Source organism: Neorhizobium sp. NPDC001467 (assembly GCF_050275975.1).
Classification (GTDB): Bacteria; Pseudomonadota; Alphaproteobacteria; order Rhizobiales; family Rhizobiaceae; genus Neorhizobium.
Genome location: NZ_JBNNPS010000003.1, coordinates 250,568 through 272,654, shown reverse-complemented (window position 1 = coordinate 272,654; position 22,087 = coordinate 250,568). Strand labels below are relative to the sequence as shown.

18 protein-coding genes and 1 pseudogene are annotated in these 22,087 nt (G+C 63.4%); 9 read left to right on the top strand and 10 right to left on the bottom strand.

The genetic code is table 11. The features are described from left to right. Window positions 1-47: 47 nt before the first annotated feature. On the bottom strand, window positions 48-2,609 hold the full coding sequence (locus tag ACQKKX_RS09770; protein WP_427570455.1) for a methyl-accepting chemotaxis protein: 2,562 nt from the start codon (window positions 2,607-2,609) through the stop codon (window positions 48-50). Between the two features lie 291 nt (window positions 2,610-2,900). Here ACQKKX_RS09770 and ACQKKX_RS09765 point away from each other — a divergent pair, with 291 nt between their 5' ends. From ACQKKX_RS09765 to mobB, 3 genes are read left to right on the top strand one after another with little or no spacing between them, the layout of a single operon-like run. Beyond that, window positions 2,901-3,806, top strand: coding sequence for a DMT family transporter (locus ACQKKX_RS09765; RefSeq protein WP_427570454.1), 906 nt, complete (start codon window positions 2,901-2,903; stop codon window positions 3,804-3,806). 11 nt (window positions 3,807-3,817) lie between these two features. Further along, a complete protein-coding gene (mobA, locus tag ACQKKX_RS09760) occupies window positions 3,818-4,444 on the top strand; it encodes a molybdenum cofactor guanylyltransferase MobA (RefSeq protein WP_427570453.1) in 627 nt (208 codons plus the stop codon). Beyond that, complete coding sequence (mobB, locus tag ACQKKX_RS09755) at window positions 4,441-4,953, top strand: molybdopterin-guanine dinucleotide biosynthesis protein B (RefSeq protein WP_427570452.1); 513 nt, start codon at window positions 4,441-4,443, stop codon at window positions 4,951-4,953. Before mobA ends, mobB begins: the two co-directional genes overlap by 4 nt. A 9-nt stretch (window positions 4,954-4,962) precedes the next feature. On the opposite strand, the gene ACQKKX_RS09750 is transcribed toward mobB, so the two are convergent. After that, window positions 4,963-6,150: a vWA domain-containing protein gene (locus ACQKKX_RS09750; RefSeq protein ID WP_427570451.1), complete on the bottom strand. Its 1,188-nt coding sequence runs from the start codon at window positions 6,148-6,150 to the stop codon at window positions 4,963-4,965. 307 nt (window positions 6,151-6,457) lie between these two features. Here ACQKKX_RS09750 and ACQKKX_RS09745 point away from each other — a divergent pair, with 307 nt between their 5' ends. Beyond that, on the top strand, window positions 6,458-8,545 hold the full coding sequence (locus tag ACQKKX_RS09745; RefSeq protein WP_427570449.1) for a response regulator: 2,088 nt from the start codon (window positions 6,458-6,460) through the stop codon (window positions 8,543-8,545). Between the two features lie 65 nt (window positions 8,546-8,610). On the opposite strand, the gene ACQKKX_RS09740 is transcribed toward ACQKKX_RS09745, so the two are convergent. Continuing rightward, window positions 8,611-9,942 carry a solute carrier family 23 protein gene (locus tag ACQKKX_RS09740; protein ID WP_427570448.1) on the bottom strand — a complete coding sequence of 444 codons (1,332 nt, stop codon included), beginning with the start codon at window positions 9,940-9,942 and terminating at the stop codon, window positions 8,611-8,613. A gap of 249 nt (window positions 9,943-10,191) precedes the next feature. Here ACQKKX_RS09740 and ACQKKX_RS09735 point away from each other — a divergent pair. After that, window positions 10,192-10,662 (top strand): annotated as a pseudogene (locus ACQKKX_RS09735) (VOC family protein). A 264-nt stretch (window positions 10,663-10,926) separates the two neighbouring features. Here the strand turns inward: ACQKKX_RS09735 and ACQKKX_RS09730 are convergent. Further along, window positions 10,927-11,328 carry a GFA family protein gene (locus tag ACQKKX_RS09730; RefSeq protein ID WP_427570447.1) on the bottom strand — a complete coding sequence of 134 codons (402 nt, stop codon included), beginning with the start codon at window positions 11,326-11,328 and terminating at the stop codon, window positions 10,927-10,929. Between the two features lie 324 nt (window positions 11,329-11,652). Here ACQKKX_RS09730 and ACQKKX_RS09725 point away from each other — a divergent pair, with 324 nt between their 5' ends. Then, window positions 11,653-12,711 carry a D-alanyl-D-alanine carboxypeptidase family protein gene (locus ACQKKX_RS09725; RefSeq protein WP_427570446.1) on the top strand — a complete coding sequence of 353 codons (1,059 nt, stop codon included), beginning with the start codon at window positions 11,653-11,655 and terminating at the stop codon, window positions 12,709-12,711. A gap of 12 nt (window positions 12,712-12,723) precedes the next feature. Here ACQKKX_RS09725 and ACQKKX_RS09720 read toward each other — a convergent pair whose 3' ends face one another. The 3 genes from ACQKKX_RS09720 to ACQKKX_RS09710 all read right to left on the bottom strand — a co-directional run bounded on the left by ACQKKX_RS09720 (window position 12,724) and on the right by ACQKKX_RS09710 (window position 14,252). After that, window positions 12,724-13,146 carry a VOC family protein gene (locus ACQKKX_RS09720; protein ID WP_427570445.1) on the bottom strand — a complete coding sequence of 141 codons (423 nt, stop codon included), beginning with the start codon at window positions 13,144-13,146 and terminating at the stop codon, window positions 12,724-12,726. A 187-nt stretch (window positions 13,147-13,333) separates the two neighbouring features. Beyond that, window positions 13,334-13,966: an NAD-dependent dehydratase gene (locus tag ACQKKX_RS09715; protein WP_427570443.1), complete on the bottom strand. Its 633-nt coding sequence runs from the start codon at window positions 13,964-13,966 to the stop codon at window positions 13,334-13,336. A 70-nt stretch (window positions 13,967-14,036) separates the two neighbouring features. Then, window positions 14,037-14,252: a hypothetical protein gene (locus ACQKKX_RS09710; protein WP_427570442.1), complete on the bottom strand. Its 216-nt coding sequence runs from the start codon at window positions 14,250-14,252 to the stop codon at window positions 14,037-14,039. 293 nt (window positions 14,253-14,545) lie between these two features. Here ACQKKX_RS09710 and ACQKKX_RS09705 point away from each other — a divergent pair, with 293 nt between their 5' ends. After that, window positions 14,546-15,031, top strand: coding sequence for a GAF domain-containing protein (locus ACQKKX_RS09705; RefSeq protein ID WP_427570441.1), 486 nt, complete (start codon window positions 14,546-14,548; stop codon window positions 15,029-15,031). Between the two features lie 92 nt (window positions 15,032-15,123). Next, entirely contained in the window at window positions 15,124-15,675 is a 552-nt protein-coding gene (locus ACQKKX_RS09700) for a GNAT family N-acetyltransferase (RefSeq protein WP_427570440.1), read from the top strand. Between the two features lie 58 nt (window positions 15,676-15,733). Here the strand turns inward: ACQKKX_RS09700 and ACQKKX_RS09695 are convergent, their stop codons facing one another. After that, window positions 15,734-18,022, bottom strand: coding sequence for an OmpA family protein (locus ACQKKX_RS09695; protein WP_427570439.1), 2,289 nt, complete (start codon window positions 18,020-18,022; stop codon window positions 15,734-15,736). 253 nt (window positions 18,023-18,275) lie between these two features. On the opposite strand from ACQKKX_RS09695, the gene ACQKKX_RS09690 reads away from it, so the two are divergent. Further along, window positions 18,276-19,082, top strand: coding sequence for a methyltransferase domain-containing protein (locus tag ACQKKX_RS09690; protein ID WP_427570438.1), 807 nt, complete (start codon window positions 18,276-18,278; stop codon window positions 19,080-19,082). A 148-nt stretch (window positions 19,083-19,230) separates the two neighbouring features. On the opposite strand, the gene ACQKKX_RS09685 is transcribed toward ACQKKX_RS09690, so the two are convergent. Next, window positions 19,231-20,409, bottom strand: coding sequence for a DUF1501 domain-containing protein (locus ACQKKX_RS09685; protein WP_427570437.1), 1,179 nt, complete (start codon window positions 20,407-20,409; stop codon window positions 19,231-19,233). 2 nt (window positions 20,410-20,411) lie between these two features. Next, the gene (locus ACQKKX_RS09680) at window positions 20,412-21,986 is read right to left on the bottom strand and encodes a DUF1800 domain-containing protein (RefSeq protein WP_427570436.1); all 1,575 of its coding nucleotides are present in this window, start codon (window positions 21,984-21,986) and stop codon (window positions 20,412-20,414) included. Between the last annotated feature and the right edge of the window lie 101 nt (window positions 21,987-22,087).

The following is a 22,087-nucleotide window of genomic DNA, read 5'->3' as shown; positions in this document are numbered from 1 at the left end:
AAAGCCGGGCATGATGTCCCGGCTTTTTTGTCTTCTTGCAACCGGCCTTACGCCACGTCGCGATCCCAGCCCGGACGATGATCGTAATCGCCAAGCTCGACCTGCATCTGCGGATCGCGCGTCTTGAAATGCTCGATCTTTTCCGACAGGGTTTCCACACGGCGCCTCAATCCGTGGATCTCGGCGTTGTTTTCCTCCACCATCGCGGCGTTGCGCTGCGTGATGAGTTCGACTTCCTGCACCGCATGGGTCACTTCGCGGATGCCGGTCGACTGGGCACCGGTTGCCGACGAAATATCCGACACGAGTTTGCGCACCTCACCGACATGGGCAATGATCGCCGTCAACGCCTCGCCGGTCTCCTCGACCAGATGCACGCCGCTCTTGACCTGTGTGGCGCTTGCCGAAATGAGGTCCTTGATCTCGCGCGCGGCCCCGGCGCAGCGCTGCGCCAGCTCGCGCACTTCCTGCGCGACGACGGCAAAGCCGCGCCCCGCTTCCCCGGCCCTGGCTGCCTCCACTCCGGCATTCAGCGCCAGAAGGTTGGTCTGGAAGGCAATCTCGTCGATCACGCCGATGATCGTGGCGATCTTGGCGGATGATTTGCTGATCTCGCCCATGGCGCCGACCGCGCGTTCCACGACCAGTCCCGAACGCAGCGCGAACGCTTCCGTTTCGCTGACGGAGGTGGAGGTGCGCTTGGCGTTCTCGGCCGTGGCCACGACGATCTCGCTCAGATGGCGCAGTGCCCGGGAGCTCTGCTCCAGCGCCGCCGCCTGCTGTTCGGTGCGACGGGCCAGATCGTCGGCGGAACTGGCAAGATTGCCGGTGCCGCCCTCGATCTCTTCTGCCGTGCTGCGCACATCGGCAAGTGTTACGCGCAGGGCTTCGACGGCCTGGTTATAGGTTCGGGCCATTTCCACGAAATCATCCGCAAGGTCTTCGGCCATGCCCTCTTCGAGATCGCCTTCGGCCAGCTTGCCGAGCACATGGGACAAGGCATTGAGCGCGCGGCGCTGTTCGGATGCCACCTGCGCCCGCTCGGCGTCGCGGCGTCCCGCCTCTTCGGCCGAGAGTTCGCGGGCGGAGGCCGCCTCCTGTTCCAGCCGCACGTTTTCAAGGGCGGCATCGCGAAACACGGTGACCGAGCGGACCATGTCGCCGATTTCGTCTCCGCGCTCGCGGCCTTCGATCGACACATCGAGATCGCCATCGGCGAGCCGCTTCATCACGTCGGTGACGCGACGCAGAGGCCCGCGCAGGGTCTCGACCAGCATCAGCCCGCCTGCGATCGCCAGCACCGTGCCGATGACCATGGCGACGACCGAAAGGGTTGCCGAACGCTCGCTGTCCTGCTTGCCGATCTCCTGAGCCTGAGCCACGAAGGCCTTCAGGCCCGCCATGCCGCCCGACAGCGTGGCGGCCGCCGCCGCCTTCTGCTTCTGCCAGTCGCCTGCAATATCCAGCAGGCGCGAAGCCGACTTGTCGAGCGCCTGAAGCTGCGCATCGGTCTTAGCGGCGAAGTCCGCGAGCGTCTTGTTGGTGGTCGCCAGTTCGGAGACCCGACCGCTCGTCTTGCGCAATGTCGCCATGCCGGCAAGCACCGCCTTGCGCGAATCGTCCGCCGCAGTCATCCGCAGGCGTTCGACGAGCAGTTGCAATTCGTCGATCCGACGCAAGGATTCCTCGCTTTGCGTCAGAAGATCGCGCTGTACCACGACATCCGCTTCCAGCCCGACGAAACGTTCGGCGGCGGTCACCGCCTTGCTGGTCGCCTGGCTGGCAAGTTCGGACTGGATCCGCATGAAGGCGCTGGTGCCGACGCGGGCCGCCTGGCCCTTTTCCGCCAGCGGCGCGTCGCTGGCCAGAACCTTGCCCAGATCGTCGGCAGCCTGCCGTGCCGGCTGGAAATTCTTCTGCGCCCGCTCGGCCACCAGACCGATGACCTTGTCGAATTCAGCATTCAGCGTGCCGAGATAGAGCCTTGCCGTACTGACCGAAGCATCGTCGCTTTCGGCCCGGCGCATCGCTTCCCTCAGGTCGCCGATCCGCCCGGCGATCGCGTTATAGGCATAAGCTTCCAGGAGCAGACCCTTGGCGAATTTCTCCTTGCCTTCCGTCTGCTTGCGAAGCGTTCCGACCTGCCCGAGCACGCCGGTCCCAAGAGCGCGCACCTTGGACATGCCGAGATCCATTTCGCGGCTATTCTGGTCACGCCTGCCTTTGATGGCCCAGAGCGCATCGACATGGGCACGCATGGCAGACGCAAGCGCGATCACAGGGGCGATCCGCTCCCGGTCGCCTTCCGACACCAGCAGGCTTTGAAGCGCTCCCACGCCTTTTTCCTGGGCATCGATATCCGCCTTCAGCGCGGCCAGCGTCTTGTCGTTGGCGGCACTTGCAAAATCCTGCAGGCTGGTCTGCAGCCGTTCGAAATCGCCAATATTCTCGATCGTTGCTCGCGTCACGGTCATGTGGCCGTTAAGCGTCGTCGAAGTGTAATATCCCGCCAGTCCGACGCCGGCGATCAAAAGCACAAGCGGCACGACGAAGAGCAGAACTTTGGTGACAATCCTGCGGCTCTGCAAAAGCCGATCTATGAAGGACATGCGGTTCCCCCGCCAATGTGCTCGTGCGCCCGCCTCCCATCGGCATGGCACGGCCACCATTCTCGCCTCATGCGAAATTGCAGCCACAGTCGGAAATTTGGATTGAACATCCGTTAACGATACACGGAAAAGCTTCATTTTCTTCTGCGGTGCGACGATTGCACCGGCCGACCGCTTCCGCCGTTTTCATTTCCGCCGAAGCGGATTAATGAGGGCACGTCCTGACGCTATCGATCAGCAAGCGGCTTCCCGCTTTCGATCGATGATGCGTCACATGGCCGGGGGAAAGAAATGAAGGGATCGCCAAATTCCAGGGGCGCGCTTTACATGGTGCTCGCCATGGCCGTGTTCATCTGCAACGATGCTCTGGTCAAGGCGGCGTCAGCGCAGGTGTCGGTGGCGCAGATCATGTTTGTGCGCGGTGCCATGACCGTTGGGCTTGTTCTCATGGTCGCCCGCCATCTGAAGGCACTTCCCGACCGCCGTATGCTCACCGATCCGATGATGCTTCTGCGGGTATTTTTCGAAATCGGTGCGACGCTGACTTACCTGACCGCTCTCAGCCGCATTCCCTTCGCCAATGCCTCGTCTATCCTGCAATCGCTGCCGCTTGCCGTCACGCTTGGTGCGGCGCTGTTTCTCGGCGAGAAGGTCGGCTGGCGCCGCTGGGCCGCGATTGGCGTCGGCTTTGCGGGCGTTCTCATCATTTTGAGGCCCGGACCGGCAGGTTTCGTGCCGGATGCCCTTTTCGCCGTCGCTGCGGTGTTCTTCACGGCCGGGCGTGATCTCGTTACCAAACGGGTCGATCCTTCCATCCCGTCGATTTCCGTCAGCGTCCTGACCAGCACGGTCGTCACCTTGATCGGCGGCTGCCTGATCGTTCCCATGGGCGGCTGGCGTCCGCTCGATGCCGGCACGTTCGGCCTTCTGGCACTGGCCGCCCTCCTCGTGCTTGCGGGCTACCAGTCGATCATCCTTGCCATGCGCAGCGGCGAAATTTCCTTCGTGGCGCCGTTTCGCTATACCAGTCTCGTCTGGGCACTTGGCATAGGCCTGCTGTTCTTCGGCGAAACGCCCGACAATGGGATGATCCTCGGCGTGTCGCTCGTTGTCGCGTCCGGCCTTTACACCTTTTACCGAGAGAGCCGCCGCCGTCATGCAACGGCCGCCGAGACCGAACCGGCCCCACCTGCGTGAGGAAAACCATCATGCCCGCCCCCACCCCGGACACCATCGCCGGCCTCGTTCTCGCCGGCGGCCGCTCGCGCCGCATGGGCCGTGACAAGACGTCCATGACGCTCGCCGGACAGCCGATGATCGCCCATGTCATCAGGCGTCTTGGCCCCCAAGTGGCATCGCTCGCCGTCAACGCCGTGCGTGGCTTTGTAACGCCGGACGGCCTGCCGCTCGTCGAAGACAGGCTTGAAGACCATCAGGGCCCGCTTGCTGGCATCGCCGCCGGGCTTCGCCATTTCTCGTCTGCGGGTATCTACACCCATATGGCAAGCGTGGCTGCCGACGGTCCGTTTATGCCGCGCGATCTGGTCGCGCGCCTGGCCTCTGCCTGTGCGGACGACGCGACAATTGCCCTTGCCGAATCGAGTGGCCATCTGCATCCGGTCTATGCGCTGTGGCCTCTCGATGTTCTGGACGACCTCGAAGCATGGCTGGAACAGCCCGACAATCGCCGCGTCAAGGCGTTCGTTGCCCGTCACCCCCATGTGACCGTCGCATTCGAAGCGGAGGACACGCCGGCCGGTCCGCGCGATCCTTTCTTCAACGTCAATACGCCCGAGGATTTCGGCCGGGCACAAACCTATCTGGAGCAGCCATGAACCAGCGTATTTTCGGCATTTCGGGCTGGAAAAACTCGGGCAAGACCGGGCTGGCCGTCCGCCTTGTTGCTGAATTCACCCGTCGCGGCTACCGGATCTCGACGATCAAGCATGCCCACCACGATTTCGATATCGACAAGGTCGGCGCCGACAGTTTCCGCCATCGGGAGGCCGGCGCGCATGAAGTGACCATCGTTTCGGGGACACGTTTCGCGATCATGCACGAACTGCGCGGTGCGCCGGAACCGAGTTTCGAGGATATTCTGGCCCGCATAGCGCCTTGCGATCTTGTCCTCATCGAAGGCTACAAGCGCGAAGCCGTGCCGAAGATCGAAGCGCGGCGGCTTCAATCGGCCAATCGCGAACCGCTGGCACCGGGCGACCCCCATATCGTCGCCATCGCCGCCGATCATGCCGTGGACGGCAGTATCATCCCGGTTTTCGATCTCGACGACACAATGGCGATCGCCGACTTCATCGCAGCGAAAGTCGGCCTGCCCGCGAAGTGAGAGCCCGCCTCAATTGGTCAGCCGGCTGGGCTGGGCGGTCGCCTTCTGGGCGATTTCCGCAAACGCGGCGATCAGCGCGTCGACGGTGTTCGATTCGTAGTAATTGGCCGGCGTCGTGGCACAGAATTTCAGCAGTTCGTGGCCCTTGGCCGGCGCCATGAAGGCAACGGTATAGACCTGGATGCCGGCCGCTTTGGCAGAAGTGCATTTCTGGCGCACGTTATTGTCTATGGTCGGATCCCAGGTCGCGCCGGCGCCGGTCATTTCCCCATCGGTCATCAGCACGATCGCACGGTCGACAGGGTCGTTCCCGTTCTTCTTCTGCTCGAGGCTTTCGGTGTCGGTCTTGGTCGCGTTGACCTTGATATTGACGGTGGCCGTATCGACGGAGTTCGTCGCGTCCGTACCGCCCTCGGCCCTGGTAATGCTTGCAAGCTGGCTGCGCGATTTCGTCGTGCCCCAGGCCATGGCGGACTGGCCGACCAGCCCATTGGCATAGTTGATGACACCGGTTCGGATAAATTTCGGCGTGGGATCGACATTGTCGAGACCGTCGAAAAGCGCCGTTGCCGCCTCCTTGACGGCATCGAGCTTGGTGACGAAATAGGTCTCGTAGAGAAGGCAGATATTCAAAAGCGGTACTTTGCACCGGGTGCGCTGCGTCGTCGTGGCAAACGCCATTGAACCGGATGTATCGAGCAGCACTTCCATCGACAGGCCCCGAGGGCCGCCGTAACCGCTGACAGTCTTGCTGACCGTTGCAACATTGACCTCCTGGCCGAACACGAGCCGGGTCAGTGGTGTCAAAGGCACGGCGAGCCGCGCATTGACGGCAACTTCGAAGGACTTCCCCGACGTGCCCTGCGCCTTCGTCGTGATCGACACTGTCGTTCCAGTCTTGAGCGCCGCCAGGGTCGCGGCATCGGCGGTCGTCGAAAACCGCCCCGCGACGAAATTTTTGCCGTATTCGGAGCCGGCGGTGCTGTCGATCTTCTTGTCGGCAAGGCGCGAGGAGACCGCAAGGGCCGCGGCATCCGTGGCATCTTGCAACTGCGCCTTCGACAAGAACAGGTTGGTGGCATCTATCGCGATGCCGGCCGTACCGAGCAGCACAGGCAGTATCAGCGCCGTCATGACGCCGAAATTGCCCTCCCGCTCGACAAGAAGATCACGGATTTTACGTCGAAACTGCCGCATGCTGAAAACGCCCGTAAAAAGAATGACGTCAATATTTCAGTATTCTCTTAATTAGTAATAACTCCTAATATTAGAAATGTTCGATATGGACATTTCGAGCGGTCCGGGCTTCGGTTCGCCTCGTCACCGGCTTGTGGCAAGTGGCAGTTGCGCACGGCAAAAGCGCGCCTGAAACATCCTGGCGTGCAACCCACTTCATTCCTCAGACTTATATGCTAAGCAGAACGCGCGTTCGAAAGGTTGGCCAGTGCATTCAGGTGGGACTTCAAACATCGCGTCGCTAACGCGACAGGAACTCGAGGACGAGGTGAGCCGCTTGCGGGCCCTGGCGGATGGTTCCACCGTTCAGGCGCAGTTCGAAGAAAGCGAGGCACGCCGTCGCGCATTGTTCGAGGCCATCGATGACGGCTTTTGCATCATCGAGTTCATCGACGGGCCGCACGGCCCCTTGAGCGATTACGTCCATATCGAATCCAATTCGGGCTATGAGCGCCAGACCGGGATCGCCGGCATCGTCGGCAAACGACTGCGCGAAATCGAGCCCGACAATGCCGATGTCTGGCTCAAGGTCATTGGCGGCGTGCTGGAAACCGGCATGGTCATTCGTTTCGAGCAGGAATTCGTTGCCATCGGCCGCCATATCGAGGTGTCCGCGACACGGGTCGAACCTCAAAGCCTGCGACAGGTCTCCGTACTCTTTCGCGATATCACCGAGCGCAAACGCGCCGAATCCGCGCTGCGCGACAGCGAGGCGCGCGCCCGCGACGCTGTCGAGCGCGTCCAGCTTGCTTTGGGAGCCGGTGCCATTATCGGGACGTGGCTATGGGACGTTCAGGCCGATTCCTTTACGGTCGACGATGCGTTCTCCATGGCTTTCGGGCTCGATCCGGCGCTCGGTCGTGTCGGCTTGAAGCTCGAGAATTTGGTGGAGACCGTCCATCCCGACGATCGTGACGGTTTGGCGAAGGCCATGTCCGAGGCGCTCGCCCGCGGCGGGGCCTATGCGCATCAATACCGGACCCGGCGCCGGGATGGCAAATATTACTGGCTAGAGGCCAATGGACGGGTCGAACTGTCTGCCGATGGCACGCCGCTCAACTTTCCGGGCGTTCTCATCGACATCGAAAACCGCCGCGCCGTCGAGGCCGAGCGCGACCGTGCCCTTGCGGCACTGCGTAGTCTGAACGACACACTGGAACAACGCGTCGAGCAACGCACGACCGCGCTCCTGGCCGCGGAGGAAGCGCTGCGACAGGCCCAGAAAATGGAAGCCGTGGGCCAGTTGACCGGTGGTCTCGCCCATGACTTCAATAATATTCTTGCCGGAATCGGAGGCAGTCTGGAGCTGATGAAGACGCGGCTTGCGCAGGGCCGCATCGGCGATATCGACCGGTATCTCACCGGGGCGCAATCCGCCGTCAAACGGGCCGCCGCCCTCACCCAGCGCCTGCTTGCCTTTTCCCGCCGCCAGACGCTCGATCCCAAGCCTTCCGACGTCAATCGCGTCGTTGCCGGCATGCAGGAATTGATCACTCGCAGCGTTGGCCCGGGCATCGCCATCGAAACCGTCGCGGCCGGTGGTCTATGGACCGCCTTCGTGGATGTCGGCCAGCTGGAGAATGCGCTGCTCAACCTGTGTATCAACGCGCGCGACGCCATGCCCGACGGCGGCAAGCTGACCATCGAGACCGGCAATCGCTGGCTCGACGAGCGCGCTGCGGCGCAACGGGGCCTGCCGCCCGGCCAATATATCTCGCTTTGCGTCAGCGACACCGGCACGGGCATGCCGGCCGATATCGTCGAGCGCGCCTTCGACCCCTTCTTCACCACCAAGCCGATCGGTCAGGGGACCGGGCTCGGCCTGTCGATGGTCTACGGCTTTGCCGGCCAGTCCGGCGGTGCGGCGCGCATTTATTCCGAAATCGACAAGGGGACGATGATCTGCATCTACCTCCCCCGCCATGCGGCCGAAGGAGAGGCCGAGGAACTGCCGATCGACGACACGCCGGCACCGGTGGCCAACGGCCAGAACCTCATTCTCGTGGTCGATGACGAACCCCTGGTACGCATGGTGGCTGTCGAAATCCTGCAGGATCTGGGTTATTCCGTGCTGGAGGCCGAAGACGGCCCTTCCGCGCTGAAGATCCTCAACACGCGGCCGGATATCGACCTCCTGATCACCGATGTCGGCATGCCGAACGGCATGAACGGACGGCAGTTGGCCGATGCTGCCCGGGTCGAGCGCCCGGATCTCAATGTCCTGTTCGTGACCGGTTATGCGGAAAACGCCGTGCTCAACCATGGTCACCTGGAGCGCGGCATGCAGGTGATGACCAAACCCTTCGTGGCCGACGCGCTTGGCCGCCGCGTCAAGGAACTGATCGGCGGCGAATAGGTGGTCTTCACAAACAGGAATGGGCCGCTGACGCGGCCCATTTAGGTTTCGAACTGTTCGACCGCTCAGACGGTGTCGGCATCCCTGCGAGGGCTTGCCCAGCCGAGCGCGTGATAGAGCACGATCGCGCCAATCGTCGCGGTGCCGATCCCATCGAGCGTGAAGCCGGCAATATCGAGCTTGAAATTGCCGGCGCCCAGAACAAGCGCCACACCGACGGTGATCAGGTTGCGCGGCTCCGAGAAGTCGACCTTGTTTTCAACCCAGATCCGGCCGGCGGTGGCAGCAATCAAGCCGAAGACGACAATCGAAAGACCGCCGAGAACCGGGCCGGGAATGGTCTGGATCAGCGCGCCGAATTTCGGCGAGAAGCCGAGCAGGATAGCGACGCCCGCCGCCACAAGGAAGACCAGGGTCGAAAAGATCCGGGTCACGGCCATCACGCCCATGTTTTCCGCATAGGTGGTCATGCCGGTGCCGCCGAAGAAGCCGGAAAACATCGTGGCGACGCCGTCACCGATGAAGGCGCGACCGAGATAAGGGTCGAGGTTGCGGCCAGTCATTGCTCCGATCGCCTTGATGTGCCCAAGGTTTTCGGCAACGAGGATGACCACGACCGGGGCGATCAGCGTCACCGCGGAGGCGGAAAATACAGGCGCCGTGAATTTCGGCAGGCCGAACCATGCGGCGGCGGCCACACCGGAAAAATCGATTGGCGTGCCGTATCCCATGCCGTTGGCAAGGACGAGATAGAGGAGATAGGCGAAGGCGCCGCCGATCAGGATCGGCAGGCGGCGTGTGAGGCCGGGGGCATAGACCGCAACGAGGCCGACGGCGGCAACCGTGGCGATCGCTACCCAGCGCGACAGCTGGCTGCCTTCGGGGCTGGCCGTGCCGGTGCCGGATGCGCTGGCGATCGCGATCGGCGCAAGCACGAGGCCGATGGCGGCAACGATCGCGCCGGTCAGGACCGGCGGCATCAGCAGTTCGATCCAGCGATGGCCGGCCATCATCACGATGATGCCGATCATCGTGTAAAGCGCACCGGCGGCGATGATGCCACCCAAGGCAAGGCCGATATTCGGATTGGGCGCGCCGGCCGCGGCAGTCGTGGCCACCAGAACCGGGCCGATAAAGGCAAAAGATGAACCGAGATAGCTCGGCACGCGGCCGCCGACTGCGATGAAGAAGATGAGCGTCGCAATGCCCGAAAACAGGATCGATACGTTCGGATCAAACCCCATGATCATCGGCGCAAGCACGGTCGAGCCGAACATCGCCACCACATGCTGGAAGCCCAGCACAACCGTCTGTCCGCCCGGCAGCCGTTCGTCGGGCAGGATGCGCCCTTCCGTCTTCAGCCGCCAGCGCGGAAAATAACCGCCCGTTTCGCTCATGCCCGTTCCCTCATCATAGTGCCCGTCTGTTGGTTTCGCCAGACGACCGGGCACGCGTTTTCACAACGTACCAGTATTGCATTACGATCGGAGGCGTGGCTCTTGTAAGTTGCGCTTTGCGGATAGGCGACCGGCCTCGATCGTCGCTCGCATCTATCGGCTCGCAAAAACCTTGGTTAATGCGAACTTGGGGCGCTGTCATTGGCGATTTCGGCTTTCCCACAGCGAAACTGATCATTCTCGTAAATGATGCCAATAACGGGAGCGCGCCGTCTTGGACGGGAACAGGCTGCCCTCTGGTACGACAGAGAGGCCGAGAACGCCGCCCGCTTCTACGCCGAAACCTTTTCAGACAGCTCGGTCGGCAAGGTCATTCGCGCCCCGGGCGATATGCTGGTGGTGGAGTTCACGGTGCTCGGGACCCCTCGCATGGGCCTTAATGGCGGACCGCAGTTCAAACACTCGGAAGCCTTTTCCTTCCATGTCCTGACCGGCGACCAGGCGGAAACTGACCGTATAGGGACACCATCAGGGTAATGGCGGGGGCGAAGCGAATGCGGCTGGCGCAAGGACAGGTGGCGCCTGTCGTGGCAGGTCACGCCGGGCACCCTCATGGACGCCCTGCGGCAGGGCGGTGCAACCGCCAAGCGCGCCTTCGACGCCATGATGACGATGAAGAAAATCGACGTGACCGCCATCGAGGCTGCAGTGCGCGGTTAGGGTCGTTCATTATCAAACGGAAGAAGCTCCGTTGACTCGAGCGGGGTCGGCTCGTTGCATATCCGGCGCGTCCCCGCTGACGCATAGGGCGTAGGCGCCCGTACGATCGGGGCGCCGCGGTTCAGCCATTCTGGATTTAACAAGGGGAAACTGCGTATCTTCCGGTGGTCTCAGGAGCATTGGCGCGTCCTCATCGGAATCGTGCCCTTCATTAGTCGTTCCTGCGTCGAGAAGCCCGCTGTGGCCGCCTGTCGTCGTTGGACGTCAAGCACCCAGGTCCTCGCGGCGCCCCTGCCCCTCACGGTTCTTCTCATACCGTCGCTTCAACGGAAATTCCGGCAGCCAGCTTTCCCGGCGGATCGTCCAGCACTCGTAGGTGGGTTGGAACCGGTCGATCTCGTCGAACGTGCCAAGATGGATCTCGATCTCGCCCGCATAGCGCCCGAACAATTGCGAACCGCAATCGGCACAGAAATGCCGGTTGCGATAATCGCGGGTATCGCCGTTAATCGTCACTGCCGTTTCGGGAAATATCGCGGCAGCATAAAAGAGCGCCCCGTGCGCCTTTCGGCAGTCGAGGCAGTGACACAGGCCGACGCGGTAAGGCACCCCCGTTGCGACGATCCTGACCTTGCCGCAACGGCATCCGCCGGTGATCCGATCCATGACGCCTCCCCTTTCACATCGGCCTGATGCGAGTGACGGCCGCTCCGCTCGAGCAACGCTTTGGCCCGACAAAGGTTGCCTGCCGGCATTCCCGCCAAGGGCCGCAGCCAATATGCACGTGGACCGGCCGGCGCCTGCCGCAGCGATAGGTCACGTTACGGCATGCTTGGACGCTCTTCATCCGGGGTATGTTTCTCGGGCATCCCCGTTCGTTGCGGTGCCCGGCGGCAGCAAGACGACGCAGTCAATCGGGCGAGCCGTCGCGGTGACCGTTGCCAGAAGCGCCGATTTTCCCTAGGACAAGGTTCCTTTCGGAGACTGCGCATGATCACCACCCGTATTATCGGACGCCCGCTGAAGATCCTCGTCGCGCTGAGCGGACTTTTGTCCACCACAGCGGCGCAGGCCACGCCCGTACTGGTGGTGGATGCCGCCAGCCATGCGGTCCTTTATCAGGAAGACGCGGGCGCGCCGTGGTATCCTGCCTCCACCACCAAGCTGATGACAGCCCTTGTGACTTTCGAGGCGCTGCGCGCCGGCGAGGTCACGTTGGACACGCCGGTAATGATCACCCGCAATGCCGCAAGACAGGCCTTTCTCGAATCCGGCCTCACCTTCGGCCGCACGATGACGCTGGAGGACGCTCTGTTTGCGGCGCTGGTGGCATCGGCTAATGACGTAGCCGTCGCGCTTGCCGAAAAGGTCGGCGGCGACCTGCCCGCCTTCATTCGCCGCATGAATGCGCAGGCAGAGCGACTGGGCATGAACGGCACCCATTTCGCCAGCCCCAACGGCCTTTTCGACAAGGACAATTATACGACCGCGCGCGATCTCGCGATCCTCGGCCTCGACATCGAGAAGCGCTTTCCCGAATATCGTCGCTTCTTCGAAGCCGCCGCCGTCACGATCGACGGCAAGGAAATCAAGTCCAACAACCAGTTGCTGACCCGCTATGCCGGCACGATCGGCATGAAAACCGGGTTCCTGTGCGCCTCCGGGCGCAATTACGTCGGCCTTGCCAGCCGCAACGGCCGCAGCGTCATGATCGTCATGATGGGCGCCACGACCGAGCGCGAGCGGAACGAACGTGCCGCGCAATTCATGACGGAAGCTTTCGACAACCGCCTTCCCACTGCCGGTCGCGTCGAGGCTCTGACCAACCGTACAGATGCGACGCCTCCCGACATGCGGGCGAAACTGTGCACGGATGCCAGCGCTGCCTATGAGGCGGAGCGCAATGCGCTCTACCCGATGGGCCTTCCTGGCCATGAAAGTTTCCTGAAAGACGATATTCCAGCCGTCAATCACGCCATCACCACCTGGGCCACGGAGAACGTCGCCGACGTGCCACTGCCGCGCCCACGTCCGCCCGAATTCCAGTAGGCAGGTAGCGGATCAGTCCTCCGGCAGGAACTGGGAAGCCCATACCACTTCCCAGATATGGCCGTTCGGATCGCTGAAATATCCGGCATAGCCGCCATAGAACGTATCCTGCGCTGGCTTGATGATACGCGCGCCGGCGCGTTCGGCCTTGGCCATTACCGCGTCCACCTCGCTGCGTTCGCGCACGTTATGGCCGATTGTAAACGACACCGAACCCGGCGGCGGGTCGGATAGGCCCGTATCGTGAGCAATGTCGGCCTGCGCCCACAGCGCGAGCTTCAAGCCCCCGGAGAGATCGAAAAAGGCAACGGCGCCATGTTCGAACTCACGCCCGACAATGCCCTCGGTCGGCAGGCCGAGCCCGTCCCGATAAAAGACCAGCGACTGTTCGAGATCGGCGACGCCAAGCGTCAGCACGGTAATACGCGGTTTCATCGGCAAACCCTCTCCTTGCGCAATGACAATCCGCATGTCGACGCTCGTCGCCAGCCGGGCCTCCGCATCCTCACGGGAGGCACGGCAGCAGCCATCATGCGGGATCGGTTCATGCGAAAGCATAAGCCCGCGTCCGAAACGGTCAAGGACGAGGCCGACCCAGCGCCGCAGGGCAACCGCCTGTAGCTCAAGCCGTCAGTTCTTCCGAACCGATGATGTGAACACCCGCCGCGGCCGAAAGCGCGCATCGCAGGAGAACCCTCGCAATGACCGGTGCGGGATTGACGCGCCAGCGCCGCGGCAGGATCGGCCCGACCGCTTCGAGGATCCTTCCGGCTACCGCCTCGCCGCGCCGACGCTCGACGCGTTCGCCACCGATCAGGCCGGGTCGCACGAGCGACAGTGACGAAAAGCCGATGGCCGTCAGATCCGCTTCGAGCCGACCTTTGACCCGGCTGTAGAAGAAAGGCGAGCGGGCATCGGCGCCTATCGCGGAATTGAGCACAAAGATTTTCGTTCCGCGCGCATGCATGGCCTTAGCGACCGCCAGCGGATAGTCATGATCCACGCGTGCGAAGGCTTCGCGCGAACCGGCTGTCTTGATTGTTGTCCCCAGCGTGCAGATCACCGCATTGCCCCGCCAGAACGGTTCGTCACCGGTCAGACTGTCGAAATCAAAGATCGGTGCTTCGAGCCTGGGATGCACAGGCAAAGGCCGGCGGCCAGGTGCCACGACATGGGCAACACGCGGATCCGCGAGCGCCTGTTTCAGCACTTCGCCACCGACAAGCCCGCTAGCGCCTACCAGAAGAAGTTCCATGCGACCCTCCGATCCGCTCCGCCTAACCGGATCGACCCTCGCAATCCCTACCCGTCTTCCGGGCAGGATCTCAGGAACGCCCGAAATAGGCCTGTTCCGCGACCTTCTGCGCCGACAGCCGATCCCGCGTTTCATCGTCCGTGCCGTCGACCCGGCCTGCTTCTTCGCACTCCGCCAGTTTCCACTGCCAAGAGGCGATGTGATTGCCACGCGTGCCCTCTGGCCAGACGAAGGCAACCTCCAGTCCGTCGTAAAAACCGACCCAGCTTTCTCCGTCTGGTGGCATAAGCCATCTCAGTGCACGATTGGGCAAGCGGTATCCTGACTTCGACTGGGCGCGGAAATGAACGGGAGCGCAATCATTTAGAGCGGACCCGTCCACGAAGGTCAAGCGCACCCCACCGTACCAAGATGGTCTGGGACTCCAAACCGGGCGTGATCTGCGCTCGGCCACGGCAAAGTGAACGCGATGTGACGTGGTGCGGTCACGGTAGACGTGTAAAGCCGCGGGAATCCCTTACCTTGCCTTGGCAGATGCCAGGCCGTAAACGATCCTTCACCCTACTCGAAGGAACAGCCATGTTTCAGACCACGGCCATCGTCACCGACGACAAGACCGAGTTTTATCGTCAGCTTGCCGGCCAATTGCAGGCGCTTCTCGAAGGCGAGCGCGACTTCATTGCCAATGCGGCCAATACCGCTGCGCTGCTTTATCAGACGATGCCCGATCTCAATTGGGCCGGTTTCTACCTCCTGAAGCATGGCGAACTTGTCCTCGGCCCCTTCCAGGGCAAGACGGCCTGCGTGCGCATTCCGCTCGGCCGTGGGGTCTGCGGTGCGGCGGCGCAGCAACGCCACTCCGTTCTGGTCGAAGACGTCCACGCCTTTCCCGGCCATATCGCCTGCGATGCCGCGTCGCGGTCGGAATTGGTCGTACCGATCCTACGCGAGGGTGAACTTATCGGCGTTATCGACCTCGACAGCCCAAACCTTGCCCGGTTCGACGCAAAGGATCAGGCCGGGATCGAGCGCATCGCCGAGATCTTTGCGCTGGCGAGCGCTTAAAAACCGTCACCATCGCAAGGACGCAGGCAGGCGCAGCGGAGTCATGATCTGTCGCGAGCGGCCTGCGCTGCGAATCTTAAAGGGTGCCAACCATGCCCTCTCCCTACACGATCGAAGCGCTGAAAATCCCGGATAGTGCTCAGGCCGCACGGGCGTTCTGCTTGGGCATCATCCGGGATTTCTATGGCATCGACTATCATCGCGAATGGCACGCCGATCTCGACAGCCTGACGGAGGCTGTCGGATGCGGCTGGTATCTGCCGCAATACGGCGGCGGTTTTCGCGTCGTCCGGAACGAGAGTGGTTCCATCATCGGCACTGGCGGTTTCTACGATCTTCAGCGCAAACCCGCCACCGCCGCTCGTCTCGCCGGCCGTTACGCTGGGCAGAACACTTGCCAGATTGCTCGCGTCTATCTTGCGCCGGCCTGCCGCGGCAAAGGGCTGGGCAGCCGCATCGTGGCGGCACTGGAGGTCGAGGCCCGAAGTCGCGGTTACCGGCTTGCCTATCTGCATGCCGATGCGCAGACATCCGCCACGCTCGCCTTCTGGGAACGTCGCGGCTACCGGCAGTTCGGCCGGTTCTCCTATCCCTCGCCCTCCGGCGGCATGGATACTTCGGTGGATTTTGACAAAACCCTGTAAACGAAAAAGCCGCCGGACATGCGCCGGCGGCTTTCCTTTGTTCAGGCGCGGTATGACGTCACTTCTGCGCCACCGGCTTTACCAGCGGTGTGATGCGGCGAATGGTGACGCGGCGGTTTTCCTGCGACGGGCCATCGGTACGCACCTTCAGGTACCGTTCGCCATAGCCCTGCGTGGCCAGGTTTTCCGGCGGAATGTCGAAGGCGTCAGTCAGCACGCGTGCGACGGATTCGGCGCGCTCGTCGGAAAGAACGAGATTGCTGTCATCGGAGCCGACGGCATCGGTATGGCCCTCGATCAGGAACGTTTCGGCCGGATCGCGATCGAGCACGTCCTTGATCGCCTGCGCTACCTTACGCAGCGACGAGGCCTGGTTCATTGGGATCTCGGCGCTGCCGGTTGCAAAGGTGACCGTATCCAGATCAATACGGCGTACCTTGTCGCGGATACGGGCCGAATAGCGCACCTCGTCGAGCGAGTAGACCCGTTCGACGCGTTCCACTGGCGGCTGTTCCAGGAATTCGTAATAATCCCGGTCCGGCTCGGAGGACGTGTCGATGATATAGTCGTCCAGCGGCACCGTCAGGCGCATGGGCGGCAGGTCCAGACCCGGATCGCGCCAGCGCCGGGGCTGCTCACGCTCCTCAATCAGTTCCGGCGCATAGTAGAGCACGTATTCGCGGCCGTCGTCGCCGATGCGCGAACGCTGCACCACATCGCCGTAGCGATTGCGGATGGTGACGATCCGCACACCGTTGTCACGTTCGATGATCTCACGCGTGCGGCCGCCGCGCAGACGCTCGTATTCCGGCTCATAGCCTTCATCGTAGAAACGACGGCTGTCGTCATGGCGCACGATAGTGCGGTTGTCGAACTGCAGGATGACGCGGCTGCCATCCCGCTCGCCGCCACGTTCGCGGAACCCTTCCGGCCGCTCGAAACGCGGACGCCCGTCCAGACGTTCGCCACGCTCGGCAGTGGCCGCTTCCATCCTGATGGGTGCGCGCGGACGCTCGCCCGGTGCCAGCGCCTGCGCTTCGGCGTCGGAAGTCGGCGGCGGGCCTGCGGGGGCCGCAGCGGCAGGCTGTCCGCCCTCACGCGGCCCACGCGGGCGGCCGGCGGACGCCGGGGCTCCCGGCGCAGCATTTGGAGCGGCGGCCGGAGCCGACGGATATTCCTTGGCACTGTCCAGCACGGCGGCGCCGTTCTCCACCGGCAGCACCACAGGCCCGGTGGCCGAGGACGGGTCCTTGGCGACGGCCTTGGCGCGCTCGATCTCTTCGGGCGTGCGTGGACCGGCCGGTGGCGCTGCGGTCTCCGCACCTGCAGCCGCTGCTGCGGGCGTGCCCGGTGCCGGCGTACCTGATGCTGGCGTACCTGATGCCGGCGTACCGGGCGCAACGGGTGCTGCGCCGGGCTGGCCGGAAGCGGAGGACGGATCGGATGGTGCCGGCGCCAGTGTCTGCGACGGGTCAGCCGGAGCTCTCTGGGACGCTGGTGGCGCGGCAGGCCGACCGGGTGCAGCTGGAGCCGCGGCATCCGGGGGCGTTGCTGCGTCAGGCGTCACCGTGTTCGGTGCGGCAGTGCCCGGAGCAGCATCCGACGGTGCGGCTGGCCTGCCCGGCCGCGCCGCAGGCGCTTCTCCGGCTGCAGGCGCACGCCCCTCGCCCGATCGGGCCGGACGGCCTGCCGGAGCGGTGTCTTCGGCAGCCGGCTGCTCTGCGGAGCGGTTGCCACGCTGTTGCGTCCCGGGCTGCTGCGCATCAGGCTGCGACCCTTCGGTCGGCCGATCACGGCGTGGGCGCTCGCCCTGCGGACGGCCCTCGCCGGGCTGCCCTTCGCCACGTGGACGTTCGCCGCGCGGTCTCTCGGTGCCGGACTGACTTTCGGATGCGTCCGCGCCGCCATTCTGGCTGCGCGCGGGTCGTTGCGGGCGTTCGGCCGGCGCCTCGGAAGGTGCGGCCTCGGAAGATGTACCGGATGTCGCGTCGGAAGCGGCCGGCGCTTCTCGGCGTTGCGGTTCGCGCGCCGACGGCTGCTCGGCCTGCGGCTCAGCTTCGGCGGGCGCCTCGGGTGCCTGTTCGCGGCGCGGGCGCTCTGCCTGGGCCGGCGCCTCTTCCTGAGCGGGCGCGGCGTCCGGCGGCAGGATCGGTTGTTCGGCAGCGGGTTGCTCCTGAACTCGGATCACGTTGTCGGGCGCGGTGACATGACCACGAGACGGAACGGCAAGCGCGCCCGGCGCGACCGGTGCGGCCAGCGCCGGCTGCCACAGCAGCGACAGCGTTAGAACGGGCATGGCAACGCCGGCCCTGAACCGCGCGGTCATAAGACGATGTTTCTTCGACATGGGACCTCCTTGATGATCTCGCATCCCTGCAGACCTTGTGAGCGAAACTCCTCTTGCGGGAGCCTGGCCCTGTACGGGCAGGCCTCAACGACCACCCATTAAAATTGTTCCCAAGCGTGCTGCTGACGGCCTGAACTCCACCTGAACGCGCCATTCAGGCAAAGCTGAGGCGCCCATCGCTCTCCGCCATTGCAAAAACACGTATTCCCGCTACAAGCGCGGCCACATCAACGGGCAACGGAAAGGACGCAGCATGACCAAGATCGATGAGGAAGCCCTGGCCGAAGCCTATAACCGCGCCCTGGATCTCGAAAAATCCGGCGATCTCGATGGCGCAGCGAAAGCCTATGCCGAAGTGCTGGAACTCGACCCCGAAGATCACGGCGGCGCCGCAGTGCGCCTCGCTTCGATGGGCCGTGGCGAAACCCCACCGCGCGCGCCGGACGCCTATGTTGAAACCCTGTTCGACCAGCATGCTGAAAGCTTCGAGGACATTCTCGTCGAGCAGCTTGGCTATACGGTCCCTATGATGGTGCGCCAGCACCTGCAGTCGCTCGATCTCGGACCCTTCAAGCGCATGCTGGATCTCGGTTGCGGCACGGGCCTGACCGGCGGCGCCCTGCGCGACATGGCGGACGACATTACTGGCCTCGATATTTCCGAAAACATGGTGCAGATCGCTCATGAAAAGGATTTGTACGAAACGCTTTACGTCGGCGAGGTCGAGGATTTTCTCGAAGACAATGACGACGAGCCCTTCGACCTTATCACCGCAACCGACGTCCTGCCCTATCTCGGCGCGCTTGAGCCGATCTTCTTCGGCGCGGCCGAAAACATGGTCAAGGGCGGCATTTTCGTGTTCTCCTCCGAGACGCTGCCGGAAGCCGACGGCCGCCCCTATATCGTCGGCCCGCATCAGCGTTTCGTCCACGCCGAAAGCTACATTCTCGACCGCCTGAAAGAGACCGGGTTCGAATTGATCGAAATGTCCGAAATCAATGTGCGCATGCAGGATGGCCAGCCAAGCCCGGGCCATCTCGTGGTGGCGAGACTGAAGTAGGAAACAGAGTGTGACTGCCTGTCTCTTCTCCCCGTCTTGGGGGAGAAGGGTCTATTCCGCACCCTGTCCCGGCTCTTTGCTTCGGCTCACGGCGTTCGTCATTCGAAACGATCGACAGGATCGTTTCGTCGGCTGTGCCGACCATTCCTCATCCACGCAGATAGATCGAGCCGGTATCGAAACTCAATCCTGGAAACACCTTGCTGGTCAGATCACCGGGTGAAACGCCGTACTGCTTGTGGATCATCGCCGCCGCCAGTTCGCGCAGATCGCCGGTCGGCATCAGGTCGCGGCTCTCGTAAAGCTTGTCTTCGCTCAGCCCCGGCCACTCACCGAAAACCTTGCCGCCATCGACCGCGCCGCCGGCCATCACCGCGACGCCGCCCGTACCGTGATCGGTGCCGCCGCTGCCGTTCTGGCGGGCGGTGCGGCCGAATTCCGTCATTGCCAGAACCACGGTTTTCGCCCAGGCGTCCGTCCCCATGGCGTCCTTGAGTGTCGTGATCGCAAGCGCAAGCGTGCCCGCCACCTGTGCGAACTGCGCTCTCTGGTTCACATGGGTGTCCCAACCGTTGATCGAAAAGCTGCCGATCCGGTAGTCGCGGGCCAGAAGATGGCCGGCCAGTCTGGCAAGGTCGGCAACGCCGGCGCCGCGCTTGCCACTGGCATAAAGCGGGTCTGTCGACTGGTCGCTGCGCACCGCATCATCGAAGGCCTTGGCAAATCCGGCGTCGCCGGCATAGAGCCGCTCGAGAAACCGCACTTCGTCCGCCGCAAGAGCCATGTCGGACTGCGCCGACCACACGTCGACATCGTTGGGCCCGGACAGGATCAGTTCCATCGAAGTGTTGATGTCGATCGCCCGACGGCTTGCCGTGCGCGGAATGGTCGCCAGCGTGCGGTTGAGCCAGCCATTGCGCTCACGCATCTGGGCACCGCCGGTTTCGAGGATATCCTGCCCATCGAAATGGCTGCGCGCGTTGCGGTAGGGCGTCGAAACGGCGTGCACGAAGGCGAGCTCGCGCGCCTGCCACAGCGGCATCAGCGCGTTGGCTGCCGGATGCAGCCCGAAGCGGCCGTCGAGATCGGCCAGTCCGGTATCCGGCGTCAGCGCAAGTCTCGGACGCAGACCTGCAAAGGCCGGGTCGCCATAGGGCTGGATGAGATCGAGCCCGTCCATCGCGCCACGAAGGAGGATGGTCACGAAACGGGCATCGCCCGGTGCTGCGGCAAAGCTGACGGGCGTCATCAGCGGCGCGGCCGCGAGGCAGCAGGCCGAAGCAAGAAAGCCGCGGCGCGACAGTCGAAAATCCTGCGATGCGTCCATCGTCATCTCCTGTTGAATTCCGGCGAAACCAGAACCATGGTCAGCCCGTGCACCTTGTTGGGTGCCTGCGCCACGATCTGCACCGTTTCCGGCCGTGCCGCATCCGCCAGTGCCGTTGTAAGGAAGGTGGGCGGATCGAGATCTCTGCCGAGCCCGCGCACGGCCAGCCTGGCCCAGGCGATCCGCTCGCTGAGCTGGCTTGCCGAAAGCCAAGCTCCGGCATCGTCGCCAAAGCCCGCCGGGCTTGGTGGCTGCCACACCGGCTGGCCCATCCGCCGCAGCGCTCCGAACGTCAGGGCCCGGGCGAAACCCGGCTTGGGCGCGGCCGCCTTGGTCGCGGATTTCTTGATATCGCTCGACGCGCCGTCCTGGAGATCGCTTGCGGCATCCGGCCGCCCCATGTCGGCGCCGCGCGGACCCGGCCTTTCCGCCTGGGCCATGTCGTCGCCGTCCTCGGCCTCGTCGGGCCGTAAAGGCACTTCCGCATCCTCGTCGTCCAGCACCTTGGCCAGGGCCGTCATTTCCATTTCCTTGACATCGAGAGCACGCAGGCCCGACACCACGAAATCGAAAGGCTGCTTGAATTTCTGGCCCTCACCCTGCCAGGCACGCGGATGGTCGAGCATCGCCTGATAAACGGCGGTAAGATTGCCGTCGCTGCCTGTCCATGCCGCTACCATAGCGTCGATCACCTCGACCGGCGGTTCGTCGGCGATGAAATGGCGTACCAGCTTGGCGCAGAGGTGCCGCGCCGTTTCCGGCCGCCGCGCCAGATCGTCGAGCATGGCGACGTGATCGGCCTCGCTACGGCCCTCCTCGCCATAAGCCTTGCCCAGCAGCGACAGCCGGCCGGGTTCGGCCCGCGCCCGGCGATAGGCGACCTCCAGCGTGCGCGCGTCCACGCTCACGCCGGTCAGGACAAGCGAGGCGCCGCGCACATCATCCTGCGTATAGCCGGAACCAGCACCCATCGTGTGCAGTTCCAGCAGTTCGCGCCCAAGATTTTCGTTTAGCCCGGTGCCGTTGCGCAGCCCTGCCTGCGATTCAGGCCCGACCGAGCGGTTCTGGTCGAGATAGAACAACATGGCCGGATGAAGCACCGCGGCATGCAGGAGGTTCACGAAGGGGCCTCCGATATGGGGCCGGATCGCTTCGCCCTCGAACAGCGGCACGATCATGCGCATCGCATAGGTCTTGCGGGCGTTGACGGAAAAATGATCGACCCAGAAACTCGCCAGCCGCTCGAAGAAACCGTTCTGGGAATAGACCGCCTGCATGATGCGGGCAAACGAATCGCGGCGCAGCATACGGTCGGCTTCGCGTAGTGTATTGCGTCGCAGTTCGGCATTGGGCTTCCCGGCCTGCGCTGTCTTGGCTTCGGCGGCGCGCACCGACAACAGCCGCAACGCCGTTTCGCGCCGTCCCTCGAACCCTTCCCTTGGAAAACGGGGCTTGGCCGTCGCTCCCCTTGTGACCTGTTTCATCAGATCGGCGGCGTTGGCGGGCGCGTTTTCTTCACCCGGCTTCAGACCATACCCGTATCGGATGGCCGCCATGGTGGGGATGGAAACTGTCATCGGGCGCCTCGCTTCGAACCTCTACAAGGTGGATGTAGCACTGCATGACAAACGGCAACAGAATAAGGCGGTTTTGCAACATGAACTCTTTGTAATCCGCA